Genomic DNA, 24748 nt, shown 5'->3' on the forward strand with positions numbered 1-24748 from the left:
CCCGGACGCCGACTCCCAGTACGCATGCCCCAGCAACCGATAGCGCCGCCATCCCGCCGCCGAATTGCCGCGGAGCTGTTCCGTGCGATCTGGCGTTTCCGCCTGCGCGTGGTGGTGGCGGTGTCGCTGCTGCTGCTGCTGCTGCTGGCCAAGGCCTGCGCGGTCGCGGTGCCGCTGCTGCTGAAGCTGGTGGTCGACGAAGTCACGCCGGCCGCGGCGCGGCTCGGGCTGGTGACCATGCCCGTGTTCCTGGGGCTTGGTCAGCAGGCATCGGTATCGGAAAGTTGAATCAGCCTTGCGCGGGCTCGCCGGCAGACAGCCACCAGTAGCGCTCCGGCGCGCACAGGTCGCACAGCTGCTCTTCGCCGAACATCTGCAACTGGCTCTGGTAGGCATTGACCGCATAGCTCTTCTGCGCGAGATGCTGGCTGACCGGCAGGTTGACCGGGGTCGCATGCAGCCCCGCGCGCAGGCATTCGGCCAGCCGTTGCTGCAGCACACCGGGCAAGCGGCGGTAGATCGCGTCTTCGTAGTACAGCCACTGCACCGGCGGCGTCGATGCCGCCTGCGCTCGCGAGGGCACCAGCAGCGCGGCCCACGCCGCCGCGCGCACCTGCGCCGCCTGCATCAGCATGCGGCAGGCTTCATGCGCCAGCACATGATCGGAATGGAACAGGCCGAGCGGCGCAGCCACCATGCCGTCGGCCTGCGTCGCCAGGACGTGCTGCAAGCTGTCGGCGATCTCGCGCGGCGTATGGCGGCGGCCGTACTGGCTGTCCCAGAAATCGAGCCAGACCGGCTGCGCGCCCAGCATGCCAAGCGCGCGGTTGTCCTCGCGCCGGCGCGCGCGCACCGCCTGCTCGGCGCTGTCGAAGCCCGCGGCGCGGTCCCCGTCCGGTGCCGGCACGCCGGCGGGCGGGACGCCGGCGAAGACCGTCACCACGCGCGCGCCGCGTGCCGCGGCGATCAGGCCGCCGCAGCTGAACACCGCATCGTCCAGGTGCGGTGAAATCACCGTCACCGGTCCGGCTATGTCAGTCACCATCGAATCACCCTTGCCATCGCCACTGGCAGGTTCGTCTCGCGCGCTACTTGTTGAGCACCACGGCGCGGGCTTCGCGTGCCGTGGCGGATACCGGCACCACGTTGCCCGGCGCGCCCTGCGCATGCGCTTGTGCCGCGAGCCGCGCGGCGAAGTAGTCGACCGTGTGGCGCAGGCCTTCCTCAAGCGACGTGCGCGGCTCCCAGCCCAGCAGGCTTCGCGCCAGCGAGATATCGGGGCAGCGCTGGTGCGGGTCGTCGGCGGGCAGGGGGCGCATCTCGACCGGCGAACGCGAGCCGGTGGCGCGCAGCACTTCCTGCGCAATCTCCAGCATAGTCGTCTCGCGCGGATTGCCGAGGTTGACCGGCATGCCGGAAGCGGGCGCTTCCATCAGCCGCACCAGCGCGTCCACCAGGTCGTCGACATAGCAGAAGGCGCACGTCTGCGCGCCATCGCCATAGACCGTCAGCGGCTGCCCGGCCAATGCCTGGGTGATGAAGTTGGACACCACGCGGCCGTCCGCGGGATGCATGCGCGGCCCATACGTGTTGAAAATGCGCGATCCGGCCGAATGGGATGAGACGCTGCGCATGGTGGCGGGGTGCGCTGCACTCCGTTCAGGGTTTGCCGTGGAGCCGGCCATTGCCACTGGCAATGCCGCTGCCATCGCCGGCCGGCGCCGCGCGCCGGTCTTTGCGCGCGGATGTGCCGGCCGAGACTGTGCAGCAGACCAGGTAGTAGGCCCGTTTCAGCGCCATCGCGGCCTGCACTTTGGAGCCCGCTCCGGCGCGGGCAAAGGCCTCGTGCAAGCAGTGTTCGATGCTGTCTGCGGTGCCATGCTGCTCGAACAGGCCCTCGGGCCGCTGCGCCCAAAGCGTGAGCAGCACCCGCTGGCGTTGCGCCATCGTGTGCGAGGGCCACACCCGGTCGCGGCTCAGCAGTTCCAGGCGGGTCGCCAGCAGGGTTTCGAGGAATATGGTGGGCCGCGCAGCACGCCTGGCGGGAGCCGGTGGCTGCAAAGCCGGTGCGTGCGCGGAGGCGGTGCCAACCGCGGGCTCGGTCTGCGCAAGCGTGTCGTGATGGAAGAAGATCATGGCAGTGGGCGGCGCCCGCGTTTGCCACCCATGCGAAGCATGAAGTTGCGCCTCGGTGCCGGGGTCTGGTTGCGATTGCGCGCTCACTGGTAACGCTGCAAGGAGCGTTCCAGCGCGCCACCGGGACGGCAGGCGCGGCGCCGGCCAGCGCGGCGCCTGGCCCGCAGGGAGAATTGCAACCTTGCGCGTAAATCCGGCACGGGCTTCCGTTGGCGCACCGGCCAAACGGACGCCAAACGGACGCCAAACGGACGCCAAACGGACGCCAAACGGACGCCAAACGGACCCCGTTGCGCCTCAGGCGACGCGCAGCTCCCGGATGGCGTTCAGCAAGGCTTCCAGTGAGACGGGCTTGGTCAGGTGCGCGTCGAAGCCTGCCTGCATCGACTCGCGGATATCGTCCGGCCGGCCATAGCCGCTCAATGCAATCGCGGTCAGCTTGTGCAGGTGCGGCTGGCGGCGGATGGCGCGAATAAAGTCCAGGCCCGACATGCCGGGCATGCCGATGTCCGACAGCAGCAGGTCCGGGCAATGCTGCCCGAGACGATCCAGTGCCTCCTGCCCGCTGGTGGCAACCGACACGCTGGCGCCTTCCATTTCGAGCAGCATCTTGAAGGTCTCGACCGTGCCGGAATCGTCGTCGACCAGCAGGATCTCGGTGCCGCCCAGCGGCAGCGATGGCGCAAGCGCCGGCGCGGAGTCGGCGGCGACTTCCTCGCGCAGCGGGAGCGTTACGGTGAACACCGAACCCTTGCCGAGCCCGTCGGAATTCGCGCGCACCGTGCCGCCCTGCATGGTCACCAGCTCGCGTACCAGCGACAGGCCGATGCCAAGTCCCCCCTGCCGCGCGCTCGGCGCGGTGCCCTGGCGGAACATATCGAAGATATGCGGCAGGTTCTGCGCATCGATGCCAATGCCGGTATCGCGTATCTCCAGCACGCCGTCGCCGCCCTCTGTCACCAGCGAGACCGTGATCCTGCCGCCGGCGCTGGTGTATTTGAGCGCATTGCTGACCAGGTTCCACACCACCTGCTCGACCCGCGTCAGGTCGGCGTCGATCATCAGCGGACCGGCCGGCAAGATGCTCTCCAGCGCGATGTCCTTGCGCCTGGCCTCTTCCTCGATGGCGTGGCAGACGCGCTCGACCACTTCGCGCCAGTCGACCGGCGCGCGTGCGATCGACAGCTTGCCGGTGCGCAGGCGCGACATGTCCAGCAGGTCGTCGATGATGTGCGCCTGTCCGATCACGGTGCGCCGGATGGTGCCGGCGGCGCGCTGGATCACCGGGTTGCCGCGCCCTTCGGGCGAACGGATGATCAGCTCGGCGCTGGCGCTGATCAGGTTGAGCGGATGCTTGAGTTCGTGCGACACCACGGCCAGGAATTCGTCGCGCATGCGTTCGGCACGCGCGTCGGCGCGTTCGCCGGTGCGCGCGTCCGCGGAATCGATGATTCCCTGGCGCCCGGTGCGCGTGGCCAGCCGCGTCAGCGCCACTTCGTCGAGGTTGCGCATGATCTTGGCAAAGCCGCTGAAGCCGCCCTTGTCAATGCGCGACAGCACCCCGCTGGCGCGGAAGCGGCTGCCGTCCTTGCGCTGGTGCCAGCGGTCTTCCTCGACGCGGCCGTACAGGCGCGCCTGCGCCATTTCTTCCTGCGCGATGCGGGCGGCGCGGTCCTCGGGCGTGTACAGGGTTTCCGCTTCCTGTCCAAGCATCTCCGCCTCGGTATAGCCGAAGATCCGTTCGGCGCCGGTGTTCCAGCTGGTGACGCGGCCTTCGTCGTCGAAGGTGATGATGGCGTAGTCGCGCGTGCTTTCCGCCACGATATTCATGCGCTTCTCGCCTTCGCTCAGGCGCTCTTCGGCCGCGCGGCGCGACGTGATGTCGATGAACGACAGCACCGCGCCCTCGATGCGGTCCTCGGTGGTGCGGTACGGCAGGAAGCGCGCCAGGTACCAGCGGCCGTCGCTGCTCTTGACTTCGCGTTCGATCAGGCGCAGGGAGTCGAAGGCTTCGCCGGCATCGTCGGCAAGCTTGTCGTACTCGAGCCGGTGCGTGATATCGAGCAGCGAACGGCCGATGTCGGACGGGATGATGCTGAAGACGTCGGTGGCGCGCGGGGTGTAGCGCTTGATGCACAGGTTGCGATCGACGAAGACCGTGCCGATATCGTTGGCCATGATCAGGTTCTGCAGGTCGTCGTTGATCTTGCCCGTTTCCTCGACCTTGGACTTGAGTTCGGCGTTGACGGTGGTCAGCTCCTCGTTGATCGACTGCAGTTCTTCCTTGCTGGTCTCCAGCTCTTCCGTGGTCGAGCGCAACTCTTCGTTGATCGCCTGCAGCTCTTCGTTGGAGGCCTTGAGTTCCTCGGTCGAGGTTTCCGACTGCTCGATGGTGGCCTGCAGCTGCTCCTTCGTGCGATGCAACTCGCGTTCGAGCTGCGCGATCATCGGGTCGCGCTCGTCGGCGGCCTGGCCGCGCGGCGTTGCGCTCATGCTGTCCTCGACCTCGTCGAACAGCACCAGCACGAAGTCGCCGTTGGCCTCGGCGTCGTGTACCGGGCGCGCCGTCATGTTGACGAAGAAATGCCTGCCGTCGCGTTCGAGCTGTACGCGCCGGGCCTCGACGCTGTGGTTGGTCTGCAGCGCCTGGTAGATCGCGGTACGCAGTTCCAGCCGCAGTTCCTGGCGCACCGCGCCGATGATGTTGTGCGACGGCACGCCGCCGGCGTACTGCAGGAAGCGCCCGGCGCGGTCCGACAGGTGCACGATCTCGGAATCGCGGCTGACCAGCACGCTCGGCGGCGCGTGCTGCTCGATCAGCCGCTGGTGCAGGTCGCCGAAGGAGAACTTGCGCTTGCCGGCCGGCTGCAGCACCGTCACCGGCGTGCGCGCATTGAGCATGCCGGCCGACAGTGGCAACGGCGTTTCGGCGCGCACCGCGACGTTGGCGCGGTAGATGCGGGCCTTCTTGTCGACCACCGAAAACAGGTTGCTGACGCTGTCGGCGGCTTCGGAGCTGCCCAGGAACAGGTAGCCGCCCGGGCGCAGCGCGAAATGGAAGGTGCGCAGGATTTCGGTCTGCGCGTCGCGGTCCAGGTAGATCAGCAGGTTGCGGCAGCAGATCAGGTCCAGCCGCGAGAACGGCGGATCGCTGAGCACGTTGTGTCGACGATCATCAGGTGTTGGTCGGGTGGCGCCACGTAGATTGCGCCGGGCCGCAGCGGCTCGCCATCGCGGGCGTGGCGGGCCGGCAGAGGCCCGACGCTGGCCAGCATGTCCGGCAGCATGCTAGGGTTGGCGCCGATGTGCAGCACGGCGAGTACGGCCGCGTCCAGGTCCGGCGGCAAGCCGGCGGCTATATCCCGCAGCGCATTGACGCCGCCGGAGGAGTGCCCAGGACTATGGTGTCGCGCTTCATGGGATCTCGGGTTGGTTTCAGGCCGCTGCCGGCAGCCGGAATCGAGCGGCAGGCTGCCGGTCTACTCCGCGGTGGATACCTCTGCCGGCACTTCGGGCTCGGCAGCGGCGCCGGTGTCGGATGGCTGGACGATGGCCGGCGCCGCCGCGCGTATCCGCAGCACGGTCTGGCGTGAAGTGTTGAAGCGCCGCGCCGTTTCGCTGACCGACTGGCCTTCCGCCAGCAAGCGCAGGATGGCATCGCGCTCGTCGGGCTTGTGCTTGGGCGGGCGTCCGACCGCACGACCCATGGCCTTGGCCGCAGCCAGGCTGTCGCGCACGCGCGCGCTGCGCGTGCTGCCCTCCAGCGCGGCCACTGCGCGCAGCACCATGACAGCTTCAGGCGGCGCGGGGCTGGACAGGTTGGCGCGGCCGAGTTGCACGCAGTGCAGCGCCACGCCGAGCAGGCGGAACTTGCGGACCGTGCCCAGCACTTCCTGCACGCTCCAGCCCAGGCAGCTCAGCTGCGTCGTCACCAGCGTATCGCCGGCCCGCACCCGTTGCAGCAGCGACAGCATCCGCGGCCGTTCGGCCGCGGGCACCGAGGCCGGCTCGCACTCCCAGAAAGCGCGGCGCAGGTCGACGGTATAGCCGGCCCGGTCGGCTATGCGCATTTCATCTTCCATCGCTTCGAGGTCACGGGCGCGGTTCGAGTAGATGAAGGTAGACGTCATGAGGCTTCCTCGTTCTGGTTTTCGTCTCCGGTCGCACGGCTGGGCGTCCCTTGGGGCAAGCCGGGCAGGCGACCTGTTTCTTCTGATTAGCAAAACTCGTCCCAGCTGCGGGGGTGGCAAGATAGTGACGGTAAACGTGCGTATGTGCGCATTTTTGCTGTGTACGTAACGCAAGTTCTACGTACCCTTTACGGTCGCTCTGCAACGGCACGAGGTCGGCAGCTGCGCGCCCTCGGCGCGGCCACGCCCTTGAGCCTGGCCGAGGCGGCGCGCGCCTTGGCGGGCACAAATAACAACCCTTCGCGCAGGAATTGCAATGATTACCGTGCGCGCGTGCCGGATCCGTGCCGTCGTTGCCCGGTGTCCCACCGTGTGCGCGTCGGGCACAGAACCTGCCTGCACGGTGGCACAGCCGGGCAAGACCGGCTTCCCACTCAAGTTCCCAGGAGGCAATCGTGGACAAGTCGAAGATCCCCGCAGACCAGGCCGACGCCATCGGCGCATTGATGGACGATCACCGCGCGGTCAAGAAACTGTTCAAGGCGTTCAAGGACACCGACGACCGCGATGAGAAGGAATCGATCGCGCTCGAGGTCTGCCGCCAGCTGACCGTGCATGCCACCATTGAGGAGGAAATCTTCTACCCGGCGCTGCGCGGCGTCGGCGATGACATCGACGACATCCTGGACGAAGCGCAGGTCGAGCACCAGGTTGCCAAGGACCTGATAGCGGCGATCGAGGAAGACCCGGCCGGCGATATGCTCGCAGCCAACTTCACGGTGCTGTCCGAGTACGTCTCCCACCATATCGAGGAAGAGGAAGGCGAACTGTTCAAGAATGCGATCAAGGAGAAGGTCAACCTGCGCGACGTGGCTGAGGCCATGGCGGCGCGCAAGGAAGAACTGATGCAGCAAACCGCTTGATTTCCGGGACCGCTCCCATCCCCGGATGCAACTTGCCAGCAGAAGCGGCACGGTGCGGACTTCAGGCGATTTGAATAAGTCGCGCAAGGCCGCGCCACCCGCGCGGCTTGCCAAGCGGCTACGATGACGCAGTGTTTACCGCCGTACCGCGTTTGCCCATGACCTTTGTCGTGACGGATGCCTGCATCCAGTGCCGCCATACCGATTGCGTGGAAGTCTGTCCGATGACGTGTTTCCACGAAGGACCCAACTTCCTCGCCATCGACCCCGACCAGTGCATCGACTGCTCGATGTGCGTGCCGATGTGCCCCGTGGGCGCCATCTATTCCGAGCACGACCTGCCCGACGACAAGCGCCATTTCATCGCGCTGAACGCCGAACTGTCGCGCCGGCCGGACTGGCCGCCGCTGCTGCAGGCCAAGGGTCCGATCGCCGGCCACCAGCAATGGGCGGACCATCCTGACCGCCTGGCGTTGCTGATGCGCTAGCGCGTGCCGGCGTAGTCGGGAAACGCTTCGTCCAGCGTCAGCACGCTGCCGGTCAGCGTGCCGTCATAGCCCGGCAGCGCATTGACGCGCTGGCGGAACGCCTCGCTGGTCAGCGCGCCGACCGCGCCCGACAGCGCCGCGCTGCGCAGCATCGATTTTTCGATGGCGAAGAAGTAGCGCTCCTTGATCACCGGCTCGAACCCCAGCCCGAACCGCCGCGCCGCGGTTTCCACGCCGAAGCCCACATCCGCCATGCCGCTGCCGATATACGCCGCCACCGCGGCGTGGGTGAACTCGCCGTTGCTGTAGCCCTCGATGCGCGCCGGGTCGATATGGCGCGCGGCCAGCATCAGGTCAAGCAGCAGCCGCGTGCCCGAGCCCACCTGCCGGTTGACGAAGCGCACCTCGCCCCGGGTCAGGTCTTCGAGCGTGCGGATCCCGAGCGGGTTGCCCGGGCGCACGAACAACCCCTGGCTGCGCACCGCCAGGTGCACCAGGCAGTGCGTGTCGGGCTTGAGCCAGGTGGTGAAGTGGCGCCACATGCCGTGCTCGAACTCGCCCACCGGCACATGGAAGCCGGCGATATCGCACGCTCCCGCGGCCAGTGCCGCCACCGCCTCGACGCTGCCGCAGTACTTCAGGTCGTGCCGCACGTGCTGCTCGTCGAGGAAGTCGCGCAGCGCCGCCACCGCGAAGCCGTGGCTGGCATGCAGCCGGACCGCGGCCCCGGACTGTTCCATCAGCTTCTTCAGTTCGATTTCCAGCTCGGAGGCCAGGCTGTCCAGCGTCGGCGACAGGCGCGCGCCGATGCGCTTGCTGGCCCACACCAGCTGCTGCGCCAGCGGCGTCAGCGCACTGCCGCGCCCGCGGGTTTTGTCGATCAGCGGGCCGCCGAACAGGGCCTCGGCATCGCGCAGGATGCCCCAGGCGTAGCGGTAGGACAGCGACACTGCCTGCGCGGAGTGACTGATGCTGCCCGATTCCTCGATATGGCCCAGCAGGGCGACCAGCCGCGACACGTCGAGCGCCTCGGCGCCGTCGGGGCCGTCGTCGCGGATTTGCAGGTGGGGGAGGATCGAGATACGGAGCATATGAAAAAAATAGCTTATTGATCGACCGTTGTCACTCTCTTATATTGCATTCCACGGCCTCGGCAGCGTAGCTGACAGGTCGGAAATAGGAAAAAAATAGCATATAAGGGGTGCGGACGGCAGTGGCTGCCAGCCCCAGCGACCCCACAGGAGACGCCATGCCAGACATCGCTCCCAACGCCCAGGCCTCCGCGGCCGCGATCGACGCCATCGTCGCCGCGCGGCAAGACATGCCGGGCGCATTGCTGCCGATCCTGCACGAGATCCAGGACACGCAGGGCCATATCCCGGACGCCGCCGTGCCGGTGATCGCCCGCGCGCTGAACCTGTCGCGGGCCGAGGTGCATGGCGTGATCACCTTCTACCACCACTTCCGCCAGCAGCCGGCCGGCCGCCATGTGATCCAGGTGTGCCGGGCGGAGGCTTGCCAGGCGGTCGGCGCCGAGGCGCTGGCCGACCACGCCAAACGTGCGCTGGGGTGCGGCTTCCATGAAACCACCGCCGACGGCGCGGTCACGCTGGAGCCGGTGTACTGCCTGGGCCAGTGCGCGTGCGGCCCGGCCGTGATGGTCGGCGAACGGCTGCACGGCTATGTCGATGCGAAGCGCTTCGATGCACTGGTGCGGTCGCTGCGCGAAGCGCAGGCCGCCAACGAAACCGCGGAGGCCCAGGCATGAGCGCCACTGTCAACACCATCTTCGTGCCACGCGATTCCACCGCGCTGGCGCTCGGCGCCGATGAAGTCGCCCGCGCGATCGAACGCGAGGCGGCCCGCCGCGGCGAAGCGGTGCGCATCGTCCGCAACGGCTCGCGCGGCATGTTCTGGCTGGAGCCGCTGGTCGAGGTGCAGACCGAAGCGGGACGCGTGGCCTATGGCCCGGTCAGCGCGGCAGACGTGCCGTCGCTGTTCGACGCGGGCCTGCTGCAGGGCGGCGCGCATGCGCTGGCGCTTGGCCTGACCGAGGAGATCCCGTTCCTGAAGAAGCAGGAGCGCCTGACCTTTGCCCGCATCGGCATCACCGACCCGCTGTCGCTGGACGATTACCGTGCGCACGAGGGCTTTGCCGGCCTGGAGCGCACGCTGTCGATGACGCCCGCCGAGATCGTGCAGGAAGTCACCGATTCCGGCCTGCGCGGCCGCGGCGGCGCCGCCTTCCCGACCGGCATCAAGTGGAAGACGGTGCTGGGCGCACAGTCGGCCATCAAGTACATCGTGTGCAATGCCGACGAAGGCGACTCGGGCACGTTCTCCGACCGCATGGTGATGGAGGACGACCCGTTCATGCTGATCGAAGGCATGATCATTGCCGGCCTCGCGGTGGGCGCCGAGCAGGGCTACATCTACTGCCGTTCCGAATACCCCCACGCCATCGCCGTGCTGGAAAGCGCGATCGCCATCGCCAACGCAGGCGGCTGGCTGGGCGACGATCTGCGCGGCAGCGGCAAGCGCTTTCACCTTGAAGTGCGCAAGGGCGCAGGCGCCTATGTCTGCGGCGAGGAAACCGCGCTGCTGGAAAGCCTGGAAGGCAAGCGCGGCGTGGTGCGCGCCAAGCCGCCGCTGCCGGCGCTGGAGGGCTTGTTCGGCAAGCCTACCGTGATCAACAACGTGATCTCGCTGGCCACCGTGCCGGTGATCCTGGCGCGCGGCGCGCAGTACTACCGCGACTACGGCATGGGCCGTTCGCGCGGCACGCTGCCGTTCCAGCTTGCCGGGAATATCAAGCAGGGCGGGCTGGTGGAAAAAGCGTTCGGCGTCACGCTGCGCGAGCTGCTGGTCGACTACGGCGGCGGCACCCGCAGCGGCCGCGCCATCCGCGCGGTGCAGGTGGGCGGCCCGCTCGGCGCCTACCTGCCGGAGTCGCGCTTCGACGTGCCGCTGGACTACGAGGCCTTTGCCGCCTTCGGCGGCGTGGTCGGCCACGGCGGCATCGTGGTGTTCGACGAGACCGTCGACATGGCCAGGCAGGCGCGCTATGCGATGGAGTTCTGCGCGATCGAATCCTGCGGCAAGTGCACGCCGTGCCGGATCGGCTCGACCCGCGGCGTCGAGGTGATGGACCGCATCATCGCCGGCGACGAGCCGCAGGAAAGCGTCATCCGGCACGTCAAGCTGGTGCGCGACCTGTGCGACACCATGCTGTACGGCTCGCTCTGCGCGATGGGCGGCATGACGCCGTACCCGGTGCTGTCCGCGCTCAATGAATTCCCCGAGGACTTCGGCCTCGCCCCTAACCAGGCCAAGGCGGCTTAAGCCGACATTGTCTGACGCCAGAACAGAACACGGGAGACAAAACATGGACTGCCGCGATGTGATCGACTTCGGTACCCCCGCCAGCGAATCGACCGAGATGGTCACCCTTGAAGTCGACGGCGTCAGCGTCACCGTGCCCGCCGGCACGTCAGTGATGCGCGCCGCGATGGAAGCCGAGATCGCCGTGCCCAAGCTGTGCGCGACCGACAGCCTCAAGGCTTTCGGCTCGTGCCGCCTGTGCCTGGTCGAGATCGAAGGGCGCCGCGGCTACCCGGCCTCGTGCACCACGCCGGTGGAAGCCGGCATGAAGGTGAAGACGCAGAGCGACAAGCTCGCCGACCTGCGCCGCGGCGTGATGGAACTGTATATCTCCGACCACCCGCTCGACTGCCTGACCTGCCCGACCAACGGCAACTGCGAGCTGCAGGACATGGCCGGCGTGGTGGGGCTGCGCGAGGTGCGCTACAACGACGGTGGGCCTGACGTTGGCACAAGCGCAAAGCCCATCGCCACGCACACCGCGCTGAAGAAGGATGAATCGAATCCCTACTTCACCTATGACGCCTCGAAGTGCATCGTCTGCAACCGCTGCGTGCGCGCCTGCGAAGAGACGCAAGGCACCTTCGCGCTGACCATCAGCGGACGCGGTTTTGATTCCCGCGTCTCGCCCGGCACCAGCCAGTCGTTCATGGAGTCGGACTGCGTCTCGTGCGGCGCCTGCGTGCAGGCGTGCCCGACCGCGACGCTGACCGAGACCTCGGTCATCAGGCTGGGCCAGGCCTCGCACAGCACCGTCACCACGTGCGCTTACTGCGGCGTGGGCTGCTCGTTCAAGGCCGAGATGAAGGGCAACGAGGTCGTGCGCATGGTGCCGTACAAGGACGGCAAGGCCAACGAGGGCCACGCCTGCGTCAAGGGCCGCTTTGCCTGGGGCTATGCCACGCACAAGGACCGCATCCTCAAGCCGATGATCCGCGCGAAGATCACCGACCCGTGGCGCGAAGTGTCGTGGGAAGAGGCGATCGGCTACGCGGCTTCGGAGTTCAAGCGCATCCAGGCGAAGCACGGCAAGGATTCGATCGGCGGCATCGTGTCGTCGCGCTGCACCAACGAAGAGGGCTACCTGGTACAGAAGCTGGTGCGCGCCGCCTTCGGCAACAACAACGTCGACACCTGCGCGCGCGTGTGCCATTCGCCCACCGGTTATGGCCTGAAGCAGACGCTGGGCGAATCGGCCGGCACGCAGACCTTCAAGTCGGTGGAAAAGGCCGACGTGATCATGGTGATCGGCGCCAACCCGACCGACGGCCATCCGGTGTTTGCCTCGCGCATGAAGAAGCGGCTGCGCGCCGGCGCGAAGCTGATCGTGGTCGATCCGCGCCGCATCGACCTGGTCGACTCGCCGCATATCCGTGCCGATTTCCACCTGCAACTGCGTCCGGGTACCAACGTCGCGCTGGTGACGTCGCTGGCACACGTGATCGTCACCGAAGGGCTGCTCAACGACGCCTTTATCGCCGAGCGCTGCGAGGACCGCGCGTTCAACCAGTGGCGCGATTTTGTCGCGCTGCCGGAGAACTCGCCGGAGGCGATGGAAAGCGTCACCGGCATCCCGGCGGAACAACTGCGCGGCGCCGCGCGCCTGTACGCCACCGGCGGCAACGCCGCGATCTACTACGGCCTGGGCGTCACCGAGCATGCGCAGGGTTCGACCACCGTGATGGGCATCGCCAACCTGGCCATGGCCACCGGCAATATCGGCCGTGAGGGCGTGGGCGTGAACCCGCTGCGCGGGCAGAACAACGTGCAGGGCTCGTGCGATATCGGCTCGTTCCCGCATGAGCTGCCGGGCTATCGCCACGTATCGGACTCGACCGTGCGCGGCCTGTTCGAGGCCGCGTGGAATGTCGAGATCAGCCCGGAGCCGGGCCTGCGCATCCCCAACATGTTCGAGGCCGCGCTTGGCGGCAGCTTCAAGGGCCTGTACTGCCAGGGCGAGGACATCGTCCAGTCCGACCCGAACACGCAGCATGTGTCCGAAGCGCTGTCGTCGATGGAATGCATCGTGGTGCAGGACATTTTCCTGAACGAAACCGCCAAGTACGCGCACGTGTTCCTGCCGGGCTCGTCGTTCCTGGAAAAGGACGGCACCTTCACCAACGCGGAGCGCCGCATCTCGCGCGTGCGCAAGGTGATGCCGCCCAAGGCCGGCTACGCCGACTGGGAAGCCACCATCCTGCTGGCCAATGCGCTCGGCTACCCGATGGACTACACCCACCCGTCGCAGATCATGGACGAAATCGCGCGCCTGACGCCCACGTTCTCCGGCGTCAGCTACAAGCGGCTGGACGAACTGGGCAGCATCCAGTGGCCCTGCAACGCCGATGCGCCGGAAGGCACGCCGACCATGCATATCGACGCCTTCGTGCGCGGCAAGGGCAAGTTCATCATCACCAAGTATGTGCCGACCACCGAGAAAATCACGCGCGCCTTCCCGCTGATCCTGACCACCGGCCGCATCCTGTCGCAGTACAACGTGGGCGCGCAGACGCGGCGCACGGACAACGTCTACTGGCACGCCGAGGACCGGCTGGAAATCCATCCGCACGACGCGGAAGAGCGCGGCATCAAGGATGGCGACTGGGTCGGCGTGCAGAGCCGCGCGGGCGATACGGTGCTGCGCGCCATTGTCAGCGAGCGCATGCAGCCGGGCGTGGTCTATACCACCTTCCACTTCCCGGAATCCGGCGCCAACGTGATCACCACCGACAACTCGGACTGGGCCACCAACTGTCCGGAATACAAGGTCACCGCGGTGCAGGTGATGCCGGTGGCGCAGCCGTCGGCCTGGCAGCAGCAGTACCACGACTTCAACGCGCAGCAACTGCAGTTGCTGGAAGCGGCCAGCGCGGACCCGACACAAACCGCGGCGCAGGCCGCGAACTGAGCGGAGGTCGACATCATGATGTGCTGCATGCAGTCACCACAGGCCCCTCCCGACACGTCGGCCATGCCGGACGAGATGCCGACCCACAGCACCTTTGCCGTCAGCCGCTGGCGGCAGGGCGAGATCTCGCTCAGCCCCGACGAGGTCGCCGAGGAGGTGCCGGTCGCGCTGGAATACAACGGCATCTCGCATGCGGTGATGCTCGCCACGCCGGCCGACCTGGAGGACTTCGCGCTCGGCTTCAGCCTGAGCGAAGGCATCGTGCCGACGGCGCGCGATGTCTATGACATCGAAGTCGACATGCGCGAGCACGGCATCGCGGTGCGGCTGGAAATCGCCTCGGAAGCGTTCATGCGGTTGAAGGACCGCCGGCGCTCGCTGGCGGGGCGCACCGGCTGCGGGCTGTGCGGGACCGAATCGCTGGAGCAGGTGATGCGCACCCCGGCGCCGGTGCACAGCGCAGCCAGCTTCCATACCGACGTGATCCAGGCCGCGTTCGTGCAGCTCCAGTTGCGCCAGGCATTGCAGCACGACACCGGCGCCACCCACGCCGCCGCGTGGCTGCGTGCCGATGGCCATGTATCGCTGGTGCGCGAAGACGTGGGGCGCCACAATGCGCTCGACAAGCTGGCCGGAGCGCTCGCGCGCAGCGTCGAGGACATCTCCACGGGCGCGGTCCTGGTCACCAGCCGGGCCAGCTACGAAATGGTGCTGAAGACCGCCGCCATCGGCGCCGGGGTGCTGGCGGCAGTGTCGGCGCCGACGGCGCTGGCGGTGCGGCTGGCCGAGCAGGCCAATGTCACGCTGGCCGGGTTCGTGCGCGCCGGCGCGCACGTGGTCTATGCCCATCCACAACGCCTGCAACACGGCCTGCAACACGAAGCGAGCCTCGCATGAACGTCGACAACCTGATCACCATGGCCAACCAGATCGGCAGCTTCTTCGAGGCGATGCCCGATCGCGAGGAGGCGGTCTCCGATATCGCCGGGCATATCAAGCGCTTCTGGGAGCCGCGCATGCGCAGGGCCTTGCTGGGGCACGTCGATAGCGAATCCGGCACCGGGCTGGACGCGATCGTCCAGGAAGCGCTGGCCCGGCATCGGAGCGTGCTGGAATAGCGCAGTCCGCCCGCGATCCGGTAAACCAGGGTCGCTAGCTGCTGCTGCCGTATTCCAGCTTCGGATACCAGTCGCCGCCGCGGCCTTCGGGCGTGGTATCCAGCAACGTCCAGAGCGGGTCGAGGTCCGGCGCGCCGCGCGGATCCTGTCCGGGGTCGGCCGTGAGGGCATACATCTCGCCGCTCCAGAAGTGCCGGATCTTGCCGTCGCGGCGCGTGAAGACCGTGTAGCCGGGCACGTCACCGTCTTCCGGGCTGACATAGTCGCGCGTGAATGCGCCGTCGACGTCGGCATAGACCTTCAGCCTGGTCCAGCCGCGCTCCTTCTTCGCCCGCAGCAGGCGTTCGACCGGCGAGCGGGCCACCATTGCCAGCGCCACGCGCTGCTCGATATCAGGCACCTTGTGGTCCCATGATCCCATCAGCGATGTGCACATCGGGCAAGGCCGTTCGCGCTGCGGCCCGAACATGTAGCTGTAGACCACCAGGGTGTCCCTGTCGCCGAACAGGTCTTCCAGCGTCACGGGACCGTGTTCGCCCTGGAAGGTGTAGCGCCTGGTGACTTCGCCGCCGGGCGGCAGCTTGCGGCGTTGCGCGGCAACGCGTTCGATATGCCGCCGCAGTTCGATCTCTTCGGCCAGCAGCGCATTGCGCGCCTTGCGGTACTCGGCACTTTCGTTGGGGAAATGAACCGGATTGCGTTGCGCCAGGTCCGCGGCCGGGGTGAGTGTTGACTTGTCTTCCATGTCGGCCCTCCTTGTCAGGCTAGCGTCTTGGAACAGCCATGCAAGGTGCGCTGCCCGCCACCAGGCGGGCGCCGCGGATGGCATGGCCCGTCATGGTTGGTGCGCGTCCGGCCCGGAATCGTTCCCACGCCGGGCGTCGGGCATCACTTCAGGCGCAAGGGCTCCAGCAGCGCCCCGTCATATTCGGGATGCGAAATCCTGCCCAGCTCCAGCATGCGCCGCAGGATATAGGCCTGCCGCTGCCGCGCCCGGCGCGGATTGGCGACCGGGTTGTTCGCCGAGGGTGCCTTGGGCAGGCCGGCCAGCATCGCTGATTCGGCCAGCGACAGTTGCGCCAGCGGCTTGCCGAAATAGGTCCGCGCCGCATCGGCGAAGCCATATGCGCCCTGGCCGAGATAGATCTTGTTCAGGTACAGCTCGAGGATCTCGTCCTTGCTCAGCGCGTCCTCGATTTGGTATGACAGCAGCACCTCGTACAGCTTGCGCGTATAGGTCTTGTCGCGCGACAGGTAGAAGTTGCGCGCCACCTGCATGGTGATGGTCGATGCGCCCTGCGACAGGTCGTCCGAGAGGTTGGCGACGCCCGCGCGGACCACGCCGACGTAGTCGATGCCGTCATGCACGTAGAAGCGCTCGTCCTCGATCGCCACCACGGCGTCGATCAGCTCGCGCGGATAGCGCGACAGCGGGACATAGCCAGCGGTGCGGCGGAAATCCGTCAGCGCGTCCAGCGACGGCAGCTGCCGCTGGACGGCGAGGAGGGCAACGGTGGCAAGCAGCGCGCCGCCGACCACGGCGAGCACCAGCAGCTTGACGAAGGCGGACCAGAGACTTTTCATGCGGCGTATTGTGCCAGCCGCGGGCGGCGCGGAGCGAGTCCCTGCTGTCCCTCTCGCGCGCGGCGGGTGGCGCCGCGGCGGTCAGCCTTTCGGCACCGGTAAGCCTACCGCCTGCGCCAGCTGTTCCAGGTTGCGCCAGATCGCCGGATTGATGTCGATGGCGTCGGCCGCACGCTCCCGGTTGGCCGCCTCGAACTCGCCCGGATACTGCACGCGGTCGAATCCCGGCGCCGTCGGTGTGTCGTGCAGGCATTTGACGAACGCCTCCACCTCCGCGCTTTCCCGGCTCAGGCCGAGGTCAATACGCCGTGAGGAGTCCATGATGAAACTCTCCCTTGATTCCGCCCGCCGTTTTGCGCGTGACCTGCTGGTGGCGCAGTCGGTACCCGAGGACATCGCCGACGACGCATGGCGTCCTCATGGCGTCCTCATGGCGTCCTCATACCCAGCCCAGCCAGCGCCAGTACGTTGCCGCGAACAGCAGCATCAGGGCATAGCCGACGATGGTGATCGGGATGCCGATGCGCGCGAACTGGCGGCCATTGAAGGTCTCGGTGCCCAGGCACACCATGTTCTGCGGCGCGTTGATCGGCAGGATAAAGCCGAAGCTCACGGTAAAGCCCAGCAGCATGGTGATGCCGACGCGGTTGATGTCGCCCGGCAGTGTCTGCAGCACCGAGATCAGGATCGGCAGCAACGCCGCGGTCAGTGCGGTGGCGCTGGCAAAGCCCAGGTGGATCAGGATCAGGAATGCCGCCAGGATGGCGAACACCACCACCGCGCCCTGCGTGGCCAGGCCGGAATGCGTCACCACGAACTCGCCGAGCCACTGGCCGGCCTTGGTGGACAGCAGCGCCGTGCCCAGGCTGATGCCAACGCCGAACACGATCAGCGTGCCCCACGGCGTGCGCTGCTGCATGGTCTTCCAGTCCATCACGCCGATGCGCGGCAGCATCAGGATCACCAGGCCCACAAAGGTTACCGTGGCGGTATCGAAGCTGTGCAGCTTGCCTTCAGTGGCCCAGAACAGCAGCAGGCCGATCGACACCGCGGCCAGCCGCTTCTGCGGGGCGGTCATCGGCCCCAGGACGGACAGTTCGCGCTGCACGGCTTCCTTGCCGCCGGGAATGGCTTCGGTCTCGGGCGGCAGCAGCCAGCGCACCAGGAAGAAAAGCACCACCGACATGACCATCGCCCATGGCGCGCCCGCGATCAGCCATTGCAGCCACGTGATCCGCTCACCGAGCAGCTTGTCCATGAATCCCACCGTCAGCAGGTTCTGCGCGGCGGCGGTCTGGATGCCGACGTTCCAGATGCTGGTGGCCTGCGCCACCGTGATCATGATGCCGGCGGCGATATTCGATTTCTTGTCGACGCCGAACGCGGCGATCACGCCCATCATGATCGGCACCACGCAGGCGCTGCGCGCGGTGGCGCTCGGCACCACCAGGCTCAGCGCGATGGTGACGGCGATCGTGCCGACCAGGATGCGGCGCGTGCTGGTGCCGATGGCCGACAGCGTCACCAGCGCGATGCGCCGGTCCAGCCCGGTTACGGTCATGGCCGCGGAAATGAACAGCGCCGCAGCCACCAGCGCCAGCGCGGTGTTGGAGAAACCGGCCAGCGCCATGCCCAGCGCCCGGGAGGTGCCGTACTGCACGCTGGGATCGTTGACCGTCGGCGCGAAGCCGATCAATCCGGCCATCAGTGACGTGATCATGATCGCGCTGGTCTCGTACGAGACCGCCTCGGTGATCCACACCACGATGGCGAAGGCAAGGATGGCCAGCATGCGCTGGCCGGCAATGGTCAGGCCTTCGGGCTGCGGGATCGCGAGTACGCCGAGCAGCACGGCGACGGCGACGAACAGGCCCCAGTGCAGCGTCATCTTGGGCGCGGCGGCGCTGGCGGTTGCAGCGGTAGCCGGGCCCGTGGGCGGAGCGGGTGAGGCAGGGGAAGCGTGAGAGGTATCGGGCATCGCCGTTATCCTTTTCGTTGACGATCCTTGTCGAATATCTCGACACGGCGCTCGACACGGCGTACTGGCGATCCGGTGCGGCGGGCCGGCAACCGGGCCGGCGAGGCATTGTCGGCCGCGAGGCGGCATCCGCGTCTGGCTTGCTCCAGCGGCCGGGCCTCTGGCCTGGCCGCCGCGTTCGACATGATAGGAATTGTCCGAGCCGGCAGGGGGTGATGTCGAGGTTTCCAAGTGCCTCATTGCGCCAGCAATGATTCAGATCAAGTTCTGCTTCGGACGGCGAAATCTTGCGGCGGATTTGTTATCCCATCTGTAAAGGCAGGCGCCACAAGGCGTGGCGGGCGATGCGGCGCACGCGCCGCCGGGGCCGCCCAGCCAGGTGATGCATGCGTCGGGGCGATCTGAAATAATTGGAGCCGATGATGAAGGTTTTAGTACGCGGGCTGAAGGCAGGACTCAGCGCCACGGCGCTGCGCCAGGCACTGGCGAAGTACGCCAGCATCCGCTCGGTCGAGCTAGTCGAGGCCGGCGACCCGAAGCGTCCGTGGGCCTGGGTCGATATCGACGCCAGCGTGCTGGCGGTGTGGAAGCTGGTGGCGCGGCTGGACCGGCGCTATGTCGCGGGCTGCCACCTGCGCTGGCATGTGCCGGCCTACCGCAACCGCTGACCCTGGCCGCTGACCTTGGATTCACGCGGCTGCCGGGTCCGCATCGATAAAAACAGTCAGGGAGCAACAATGAACAAATGGTTCCGATGGGCGTTTCCACATGGCCACGCGGTCGTGTCGCCAGGACCGGCGGCACCGGACAGCACGGCCGGCAACGCGGCGCTGGAATTCGACACCATCAGCAATGCGCGTGACCTTGGCGGCCTGCGCGGTGCCGCCGGACGCCGCGTGCGCGGCGGCCGGCTGTATCGCAGCGGCAACCCGGCGCTGGCCAGCACGGCCGACCTGGACCGGCTGCATGCGCTCGATCTCGACGTGGTGGTCGACTTCCGCTCTCCCGGCGAGAAGTCGCCGGACGAGGCCGGCTTCGGTGCGCGCTTCAACTGGGTGGCGGTGCCGGTGCTGGACGGCAGCATGGCGATGGACGTGCTGATGCCGCGCCTGCGCGCGAGCACGCCGGCGCAGATCGACGGCTTCATGCTGGAGGTCTACCGCGATTTCCCGGTGCGCTACCGCGACGCCTTCGGCGGCTTCATGCAGACCGCGCAAGAGGGCAAGACGCTGCTGTTCCACTGCACCGCGGGCAAGGACCGCACCGGCTTTGCCTCGCTGCTGCTTCTGTCGGCGCTGGGCGTGGCGCAGGACGATATCCTGGCCAATTACCTGGAATCGAACCAGCGCAATGCACGCTTCAACGAAACGGCGCTGGCGCGCATGGCGCGGCTGGGTGTAAGCGCCGAGGCCATGATGCCGCTGCTTGAGGTCCGTGCCAGCTATCTCGATGCCTCGCTGCAGGCGATCGAGCAGGGCTGGGGCAGCGTCGACAACTACCTGGGCGATGCGCTTGCCGTCGACGTCGCGCAGCTGCGCGCGCACTACCTGGAAGGCTGAGGAACGGCGACCCATGCTTGAACTCCAGGGAGCCATCTGGTTCCGCTCCGGCTCGCAGGACTGGGGCGGCAAGGACCGCATCGCGCTGCTCGCCGCCATCGGCGAGCACGGTTCGATCACCGCGGCCGCGCGCGCGGTCGGCATCAGCTACAAGGCAGCGTGGGACGCCATCGACCTGATGAACAACAGCGCCGGAGAAGCGCTGGTCGTGCGCGCCGCCGGCGGCAAGGGCGGCGGCGGCACGCGCCTGACGGCGCGCGGCGAGCAGCTGATCCGCACCTACCGCGCGCTGGAGGACGAGCACCGGCGCTTTGTCGCGCAGCTGTCGCAGCTGGGCGAGGGTGCTGCCGAAGATATCCACCTGATGAGGCGAATGATGATCAAGACCAGTGCGCGCAACAAGCTGTTCGGGCACGTCGCCAGTGTGCGCGGCGGCGCTGTCAACGACGAGGTGGCGCTGGCGCTGCCGGGCGGCCAGCAGATCGTGGCGACGATCACGCATGAAAGCGTCGAGACGCTGGGGCTGGCTGCGGGGGCGGAGGCATTCGCGCTGATCAAGGCATCGTCCGTGCTCGTGGGATTGCCCGATCCGGGCATGCGGCTGTCGGCACGCAACCAGTTGCCGGGCGTGGTTTCGCGGGTGTTGCCTGGGGCGGTCAATGCGGAGGTAGTGATCGAGCTGGATGGTGGAGGCACCATCGCAGCGATCGTCACCAATGGCAGTGTCGAGGCGCTGGGGCTTGCCGTGGGCGTGCCGGCAGTGGCGGTGTTCAAGGCGTCTAGTGTGATCCTGGGGGTGGTGGGATGAGGCTGGCATGCTGACGGGCTTCACTTCGTCGATGCGCTGGCCCTCTCCCCCACCGCTCTCCCGCAGGCGGGAGAGGGGAGCAACCCGTTGGTATGCAAGAGCGTTGGAACTTGCCAATACCTCTGGCGATCGCGCCTGCGTCGACCTGCCGCGCGCTCAGGCCACGCGCGCCGACACCGGCGCGTAGACCGGCGGATGGTGGCGGCCGGTGCCGCTGCCGAAGATGCGGCCTTCGCGGATCTCGAGCACGTGGTCGCCCAGTGCTTCGACGTCGGCGGGATCATGCGAGATCACCAGCATCGGCACGTCCAGGCTCGCCTGCAGCGTGCGCAGCTCGGCGCGCATGCGCGAGCGCAGCGCGGGATCGAGCGCCGAGAACGGTTCGTCGAGCAGGACGATATCCGGCTGCGCCACCAGCGCGCGCGCCAGCGCCACGCGCTGCTTCTGGCCGCCGGAAATCTCGGCCGGATAGTTGCCGACGATCTCGTCCAGTCCGAAGGCATCGATCCAGCGCCGGGCTTCCGGCGGGATCGCGCCGCGGCGCGGGTTGCGCCAGCCGCGCGCCAGCCCGAAGGCGACGTTCTGGCCCACGGTCAGGTGCGGGAACAGCGCGTATTCCTGGAACAGGTAAGCCACGCGGCGCTCCTGCGGGCGGACGTCGATGCCCGCGTCGCTGTCGAACAGCGTGCGCCCGTTCAGCTCGATGCGGCCGCTGTCGGGGGCGAGCAGCCCGGCGATGGCGCGCAGCGTCAGGCTCTTGCCGGCGCCGGACGGCCCGAACAGCGCGAGGCGGCGGCTGTCGGAGTCGAAATCGATATCGAGCGCAAACTGCCGGTCGGCCGACACCATCTGCTTGCGAATGCTGACATGCATGCCCATGGCGTTGCTCACCGTACCGCACGCGGGCGCAGGCGCCGGCGTTCGTAGAGTTCGGCGGGATTGCGCGCGGCGGCGGGCACCAGCCGCCCGGCGACCACCAGCAGCAGCACGCACGTGACCGAGGTCACCAGCACCAGCAGGTTGGCGGTGTTGTCGTCGCCGGCCTGCACGGCCTCGTAGATTGCCACCGACAGCGTCTGCGTGCGCCCCGGCAGGTTACCGGCGACCATCAGCGTGGCGCCGAACTCGCCCAGCGCCCGCGCGAAGGCCAGCAGCACGCCGGCGATGATGCCGCGCGCGGCCAGCGGCAGGGTCACGCGGAAAAAGATGCCGGATTCGGAGACGCCCAGCACGCGCGCGGCGTTTTCCAGCTGGTGGTCGACGCCCTCGAACGCCGCGCGCGCGGACTTGAGCACCAGCGGGAAGGCCACGATGGTCGAGGCCAGCACCGCGCCCTGCCAGGTAAAGACCAGCTCGATGCCGAGGCTGGACAGCCACTCGCCAAACACGCCACGCCGGCCCACCAGCACCAGCAGGTAGTAGCCGAGCACGGTCGGCGGCAGCACCAGCGGCAGCGTCAGCACCGCGTCGACCACGTCGCGCAGCGGCGAGCGCCAGCGCGCCAGCGCCCACGCCGCGCCGACGCCGAGCACGGCGTTCAGCGCGGTGGCCCAGCCCGCGACCTTCAGCGACAACAGCAGCGGGACCCAGATGGCATCCATGGCGTGGCGGAAATCAGGGTTTCAGGAAGCCGTAGCGCGACAGGATCGCCTGGCCCTCCGGCGACGCCACGAAGTCGACGAACTGCGCGGCTTCCTTCTGCTGGCGGGTCTGGCTGGTGATGGCGATCGGGTAGGTCACCGGGGTGCGGCTAGGCACGCGCACGGCCACCTTGACCTTGTCCGGCATCACCGTGGCGTCGGTGGCGAAGACGAAGCCGGCCTCGACCTCGCCGCGCGCCACGTAGTCCAGGCTCTGGCGCACGTTCTGTGCCGGCACGCCCTTGGCGGCGACCGCGTCCCACAGCCCGGCGGCTTCCAGCGCGCCGCGGGTGTAGCGGCCGACCGGCACCGAGGCCGGGTTGCCATAGGCGATGCGCTTCACTTCCGGGCGGGTCAGGGCCTGCAGCGAGCCGATTTTCAGCTTGCTGTCCGACGGCACGATCAGCACCACCTCATTGGCGGCGAAGTCGCGGCGCGAGGCGGACGCGACCACCTTTTCGGCCTCGGCCTTGTTCATCGCCTCCTGGTCGGCCGAGGCGAACACGTCGGCCGGCGCGCCCTTGACGATCTGCTGCATCAGCACGTCGGACGCGCCGAAGTTCAGCACCACCTTGGTCCCGGGATGGGCGCGCTCGTACGACTTGGCCAGCGACTTGAAGGCGTTGGTCAGGCTGGCGGCCGCGGAGACCACCAGGTCGGCGCCGAAGGCCGGCCCAGCGGGCAGGGCCAGCGCCAGGGCGGTCAGCATGGCACCGGTGGCGCCGGCAAGAACGGAGCGGCGCCCGGTGCGGGCGGAGCGGAACGCGGACATGGGAATCCTAAGCGAAGCGGCCAGGAAAGCTGGTGCTGGAATGGGTGGACTGTCAGGCGCAATATACGTCCGTATATAGCGGTGCGTCAATGATGCGCCGTGCCCGATGCCATGGGTATTCGGGCGCGAATAAGTGCTGTATCAGGGGCTGCGTATGTTTCCCGGGGCCGGAGGAGGTTCGGGCGAGGGTAGGGGGCTGGCGCCATTGCAGCGCCAGCTTGTCCGGCTTCAGGCCGGTGGCGTGCCTTCCTTGAACAACGACTTCAGCTGGGTGCGCAGCTCAGGGGTGTCCTGGTGCTGGTGCACCGCGACCGCGTGCTGGACCGCGGCTTCGAGCAGTTCGTCTTCACTGTCGGCGCTCAGCGCAACCGTGCAGCCGATGTCGCTCGGGAACTCGCGGCAATCGATAAACTTGCGTCCCATGGTGCCTCCTGTCACCGGCCGCGCGGCCGGTGTATCCAGTATAGGCAGGGGGGCCGGCTACTACAGCACCGGCGTCAGCACGTTGCCATCGGCCAGGAGCGCATCGAGATTCTGCCGGGTCAGCGCGGTCATCGCGGCGCGGGTTTCGTGCGTGCCGCTGATGTTCGTGCGGCGGCGGGTTATGCTGCGGCTTCCCATTTCTTCCGTGACGAACATCGCCATGAAAACCATCTACCTGGCCGGCTTCGACGTCTTCCGCAAGGATGCCATCGCCTGGGGCGAGCAACTCAAGTCGCTGTGCGCGGCGCATGGCTTCACCGGGCTGTATCCGCTCGACAAGGCGGCGCCGGCAGGCCTGTCGGCGCGGGACACGGCGCGCTGGATCTATGACGCCAATATCGCGCTGCTGCGCCGTGCCGACATGGTGATGGCCAACCTCGACGATTTCCGCGGGCCGGGAGAGCCAGACTCGGGCACGGCCTTCGAAGTGGGGTTTGCGGTGGCGCTGCAGAAGCCGGTATGGGGCTACAGCGCGGATCCGGGAACGGTGCGCGACCGCGCCACGGTGGTGACCGATGAGGACGGCCGGCCGCTGGATGCGCGCGGGTTTGTGGTGGAGGATTTCGGCTTGCCCGTGAACCTGATGCTGGCGTGCCCCGTGAAGCTGGTGCGGGGCGGGGCGGCGGAATGCCTGGCGGCGATGGCCGAGGCCATCCACCGGCGTGCGGCCGAAGCGGCGGCAAGGCGCGAGCGCGATGCGGCGGTGTGGGGGGATGACTGAGAGCGTTTCTCTACCGCCGGTTTGCTCCCCTCTCCCGCTGAGGCGAGAGGGAGAACACACCTTGCTTAGGCCAGATCGGGCGGCTCAGGCGCGCCTTCCTTCCGGCAAGCTCCGTCGCG

Annotated in this window: 26 protein-coding genes and 2 pseudogenes; 12 read left to right on the forward strand and 16 right to left on the reverse strand. The window is 67.7% G+C overall.

All coding sequences use genetic code 11. The annotated features are described in order from the left end of the window. Nucleotides 1-24: 24 nt before the first annotated feature. A complete protein-coding gene (locus J8I34_RS10680; RefSeq protein WP_029047924.1) occupies nt 25-288 on the forward strand; it encodes a hypothetical protein in 264 nt (87 codons plus the stop codon). A 1-nt stretch (nt 289) separates the two neighbouring features. Here the strand turns inward: J8I34_RS10680 and J8I34_RS10685 are convergent, their stop codons facing one another. The 6 genes and pseudogenes from J8I34_RS10685 to J8I34_RS10710 all read right to left on the reverse strand — a co-directional run bounded on the left by J8I34_RS10685 (nt 290) and on the right by J8I34_RS10710 (nt 6266). Beyond that, nucleotides 290-1045 (reverse strand): PIG-L deacetylase family protein, encoded by a 756-nt coding sequence (locus J8I34_RS10685; protein WP_029047925.1) that lies wholly within the window; start codon nt 1043-1045, stop codon nt 290-292. Nucleotides 1046-1088: 43 nt separating this feature from the next. Continuing rightward, nucleotides 1089-1604 (reverse strand): annotated as a pseudogene (locus J8I34_RS10690) (NAD-dependent epimerase/dehydratase family protein); the annotation flags it as partial. Between the two features lie 55 nt (nt 1605-1659). Further along, entirely contained in the window at nt 1660-2136 is a 477-nt protein-coding gene (locus J8I34_RS10695) for a hypothetical protein (protein WP_064737456.1), read from the reverse strand. Nucleotides 2137-2433: 297 nt separating this feature from the next. Further along, nucleotides 2434-5301 (reverse strand): annotated as a pseudogene (locus J8I34_RS10700) (PAS domain S-box protein); the annotation flags it as partial. Then, the gene (locus J8I34_RS35475; RefSeq protein WP_371748061.1) at nt 5259-5483 is read right to left on the reverse strand and encodes a chemotaxis protein CheB; all 225 of its coding nucleotides are present in this window, start codon (nt 5481-5483) and stop codon (nt 5259-5261) included. The gene J8I34_RS35475 and the pseudogene J8I34_RS10700, both read right to left, overlap by 43 nt. A 132-nt stretch (nt 5484-5615) precedes the next feature. After that, nucleotides 5616-6266 (reverse strand): recombinase family protein, encoded by a 651-nt coding sequence (locus J8I34_RS10710; protein ID WP_209805995.1) that lies wholly within the window; start codon nt 6264-6266, stop codon nt 5616-5618. Between the two features lie 455 nt (nt 6267-6721). Between J8I34_RS10710 and J8I34_RS10715 the strand changes: the two genes are divergently transcribed. Together J8I34_RS10715 and fdxA are read left to right on the forward strand one after the other, a co-directional pair. After that, entirely contained in the window at nt 6722-7189 is a 468-nt protein-coding gene (locus J8I34_RS10715) for a hemerythrin domain-containing protein (protein ID WP_029047926.1), read from the forward strand. A gap of 158 nt (nt 7190-7347) precedes the next feature. Beyond that, on the forward strand, nt 7348-7677 hold the full coding sequence (gene fdxA / locus J8I34_RS10720; protein ID WP_209768325.1) for a ferredoxin FdxA: 330 nt from the start codon (nt 7348-7350) through the stop codon (nt 7675-7677). Here the strand turns inward: fdxA and J8I34_RS10725 are convergent. After that, nucleotides 7674-8768, reverse strand: a complete 1095-nt coding sequence (locus tag J8I34_RS10725; RefSeq protein WP_209768328.1) for a substrate-binding domain-containing protein — start codon at nt 8766-8768, stop codon at nt 7674-7676. The genes fdxA and J8I34_RS10725 overlap by 4 nt on opposite strands. Before the next feature lie 158 nt (nt 8769-8926). Between J8I34_RS10725 and J8I34_RS10730 the strand changes: the two genes are divergently transcribed. The 5 genes from J8I34_RS10730 to J8I34_RS10750 are packed head-to-tail and all read left to right on the forward strand — an operon-like array spanning nt 8927 to nt 15084. Next, the gene (locus J8I34_RS10730) at nt 8927-9445 is read left to right on the forward strand and encodes a formate dehydrogenase subunit gamma (RefSeq protein WP_209768344.1); all 519 of its coding nucleotides are present in this window, start codon (nt 8927-8929) and stop codon (nt 9443-9445) included. Further along, entirely contained in the window at nt 9442-11019 is a 1578-nt protein-coding gene (locus J8I34_RS10735; protein ID WP_209768347.1) for a formate dehydrogenase beta subunit, read from the forward strand. The genes J8I34_RS10730 and J8I34_RS10735 overlap by 4 nt, the downstream gene beginning before the upstream one ends. 43 nt (nt 11020-11062) lie before the next feature. Beyond that, the gene (gene fdhF, locus J8I34_RS10740; protein WP_209768350.1) at nt 11063-13966 is read left to right on the forward strand and encodes a formate dehydrogenase subunit alpha; all 2904 of its coding nucleotides are present in this window, start codon (nt 11063-11065) and stop codon (nt 13964-13966) included. A 15-nt stretch (nt 13967-13981) separates the two neighbouring features. Continuing rightward, nucleotides 13982-14863: a formate dehydrogenase accessory sulfurtransferase FdhD gene (gene fdhD / locus J8I34_RS10745; RefSeq protein ID WP_209768367.1), complete on the forward strand. Its 882-nt coding sequence runs from the start codon at nt 13982-13984 to the stop codon at nt 14861-14863. Next, nucleotides 14860-15084 carry a formate dehydrogenase subunit delta gene (locus tag J8I34_RS10750; protein ID WP_029047933.1) on the forward strand — a complete coding sequence of 75 codons (225 nt, stop codon included), beginning with the start codon at nt 14860-14862 and terminating at the stop codon, nt 15082-15084. The genes fdhD and J8I34_RS10750 overlap by 4 nt, the downstream gene beginning before the upstream one ends. 34 nt (nt 15085-15118) lie before the next feature. Here J8I34_RS10750 and J8I34_RS10755 read toward each other — a convergent pair whose 3' ends face one another. The 4 genes from J8I34_RS10755 to J8I34_RS10770 all read right to left on the reverse strand — a co-directional run bounded on the left by J8I34_RS10755 (nt 15119) and on the right by J8I34_RS10770 (nt 18646). Then, complete coding sequence (locus J8I34_RS10755; RefSeq protein ID WP_029047934.1) at nt 15119-15829, reverse strand: DUF899 family protein; 711 nt, start codon at nt 15827-15829, stop codon at nt 15119-15121. 143 nt (nt 15830-15972) lie between these two features. Then, nucleotides 15973-16668: a transglycosylase domain-containing protein gene (locus tag J8I34_RS10760; protein ID WP_209805996.1), complete on the reverse strand. Its 696-nt coding sequence runs from the start codon at nt 16666-16668 to the stop codon at nt 15973-15975. A gap of 81 nt (nt 16669-16749) precedes the next feature. Further along, the gene (locus tag J8I34_RS10765; RefSeq protein WP_209805997.1) at nt 16750-16989 is read right to left on the reverse strand and encodes a hypothetical protein; all 240 of its coding nucleotides are present in this window, start codon (nt 16987-16989) and stop codon (nt 16750-16752) included. A 118-nt stretch (nt 16990-17107) separates the two neighbouring features. Beyond that, the gene (locus J8I34_RS10770) at nt 17108-18646 is read right to left on the reverse strand and encodes a DASS family sodium-coupled anion symporter (RefSeq protein WP_209805998.1); all 1539 of its coding nucleotides are present in this window, start codon (nt 18644-18646) and stop codon (nt 17108-17110) included. 422 nt (nt 18647-19068) lie between these two features. On the opposite strand from J8I34_RS10770, the gene J8I34_RS10775 reads away from it, so the two are divergent. From J8I34_RS10775 to J8I34_RS10785, 3 genes are all read left to right on the forward strand, one after another. Then, on the forward strand, nt 19069-19314 hold the full coding sequence (locus J8I34_RS10775) for an RNA recognition motif domain-containing protein (protein ID WP_209805999.1): 246 nt from the start codon (nt 19069-19071) through the stop codon (nt 19312-19314). 69 nt (nt 19315-19383) lie between these two features. Beyond that, complete coding sequence (locus J8I34_RS10780; protein ID WP_209806000.1) at nt 19384-20205, forward strand: tyrosine-protein phosphatase; 822 nt, start codon at nt 19384-19386, stop codon at nt 20203-20205. A gap of 13 nt (nt 20206-20218) precedes the next feature. Further along, the gene (locus J8I34_RS10785) at nt 20219-21013 is read left to right on the forward strand and encodes a TOBE domain-containing protein (protein ID WP_209768415.1); all 795 of its coding nucleotides are present in this window, start codon (nt 20219-20221) and stop codon (nt 21011-21013) included. Between the two features lie 156 nt (nt 21014-21169). Here the strand turns inward: J8I34_RS10785 and J8I34_RS10790 are convergent, their stop codons facing one another. The 5 genes from J8I34_RS10790 to J8I34_RS34715 all read right to left on the reverse strand — a co-directional run bounded on the left by J8I34_RS10790 (nt 21170) and on the right by J8I34_RS34715 (nt 24070). Beyond that, entirely contained in the window at nt 21170-21892 is a 723-nt protein-coding gene (locus tag J8I34_RS10790) for an ATP-binding cassette domain-containing protein (protein ID WP_209768418.1), read from the reverse strand. 8 nt (nt 21893-21900) lie between these two features. Then, nucleotides 21901-22614, reverse strand: a complete 714-nt coding sequence (gene modB / locus J8I34_RS10795; protein WP_029047942.1) for a molybdate ABC transporter permease subunit — start codon at nt 22612-22614, stop codon at nt 21901-21903. Between the two features lie 13 nt (nt 22615-22627). After that, nucleotides 22628-23425 carry a molybdate ABC transporter substrate-binding protein gene (gene modA / locus J8I34_RS10800; RefSeq protein ID WP_209768421.1) on the reverse strand — a complete coding sequence of 266 codons (798 nt, stop codon included), beginning with the start codon at nt 23423-23425 and terminating at the stop codon, nt 22628-22630. 228 nt (nt 23426-23653) lie between these two features. Then, nucleotides 23654-23848, reverse strand: a complete 195-nt coding sequence (locus J8I34_RS10805) for a DUF1059 domain-containing protein (RefSeq protein ID WP_029047944.1) — start codon at nt 23846-23848, stop codon at nt 23654-23656. A 60-nt stretch (nt 23849-23908) separates the two neighbouring features. Then, nucleotides 23909-24070, reverse strand: a complete 162-nt coding sequence (locus J8I34_RS34715) for a hypothetical protein (RefSeq protein ID WP_245175877.1) — start codon at nt 24068-24070, stop codon at nt 23909-23911. Here J8I34_RS34715 and J8I34_RS10815 point away from each other — a divergent pair. After that, a complete protein-coding gene (locus J8I34_RS10815; protein ID WP_209806001.1) occupies nt 24069-24629 on the forward strand; it encodes a nucleoside 2-deoxyribosyltransferase in 561 nt (186 codons plus the stop codon). The two genes, J8I34_RS34715 and J8I34_RS10815, sit on opposite strands and share 2 nt — an antisense overlap. Nucleotides 24630-24748: the final 119 nt, after the last annotated feature.

Origin of the sequence: Cupriavidus phytohabitans (genome assembly GCF_017815025.1) — a bacterium.
GTDB lineage: Bacteria > Pseudomonadota > Gammaproteobacteria > Burkholderiales > Burkholderiaceae > Cupriavidus.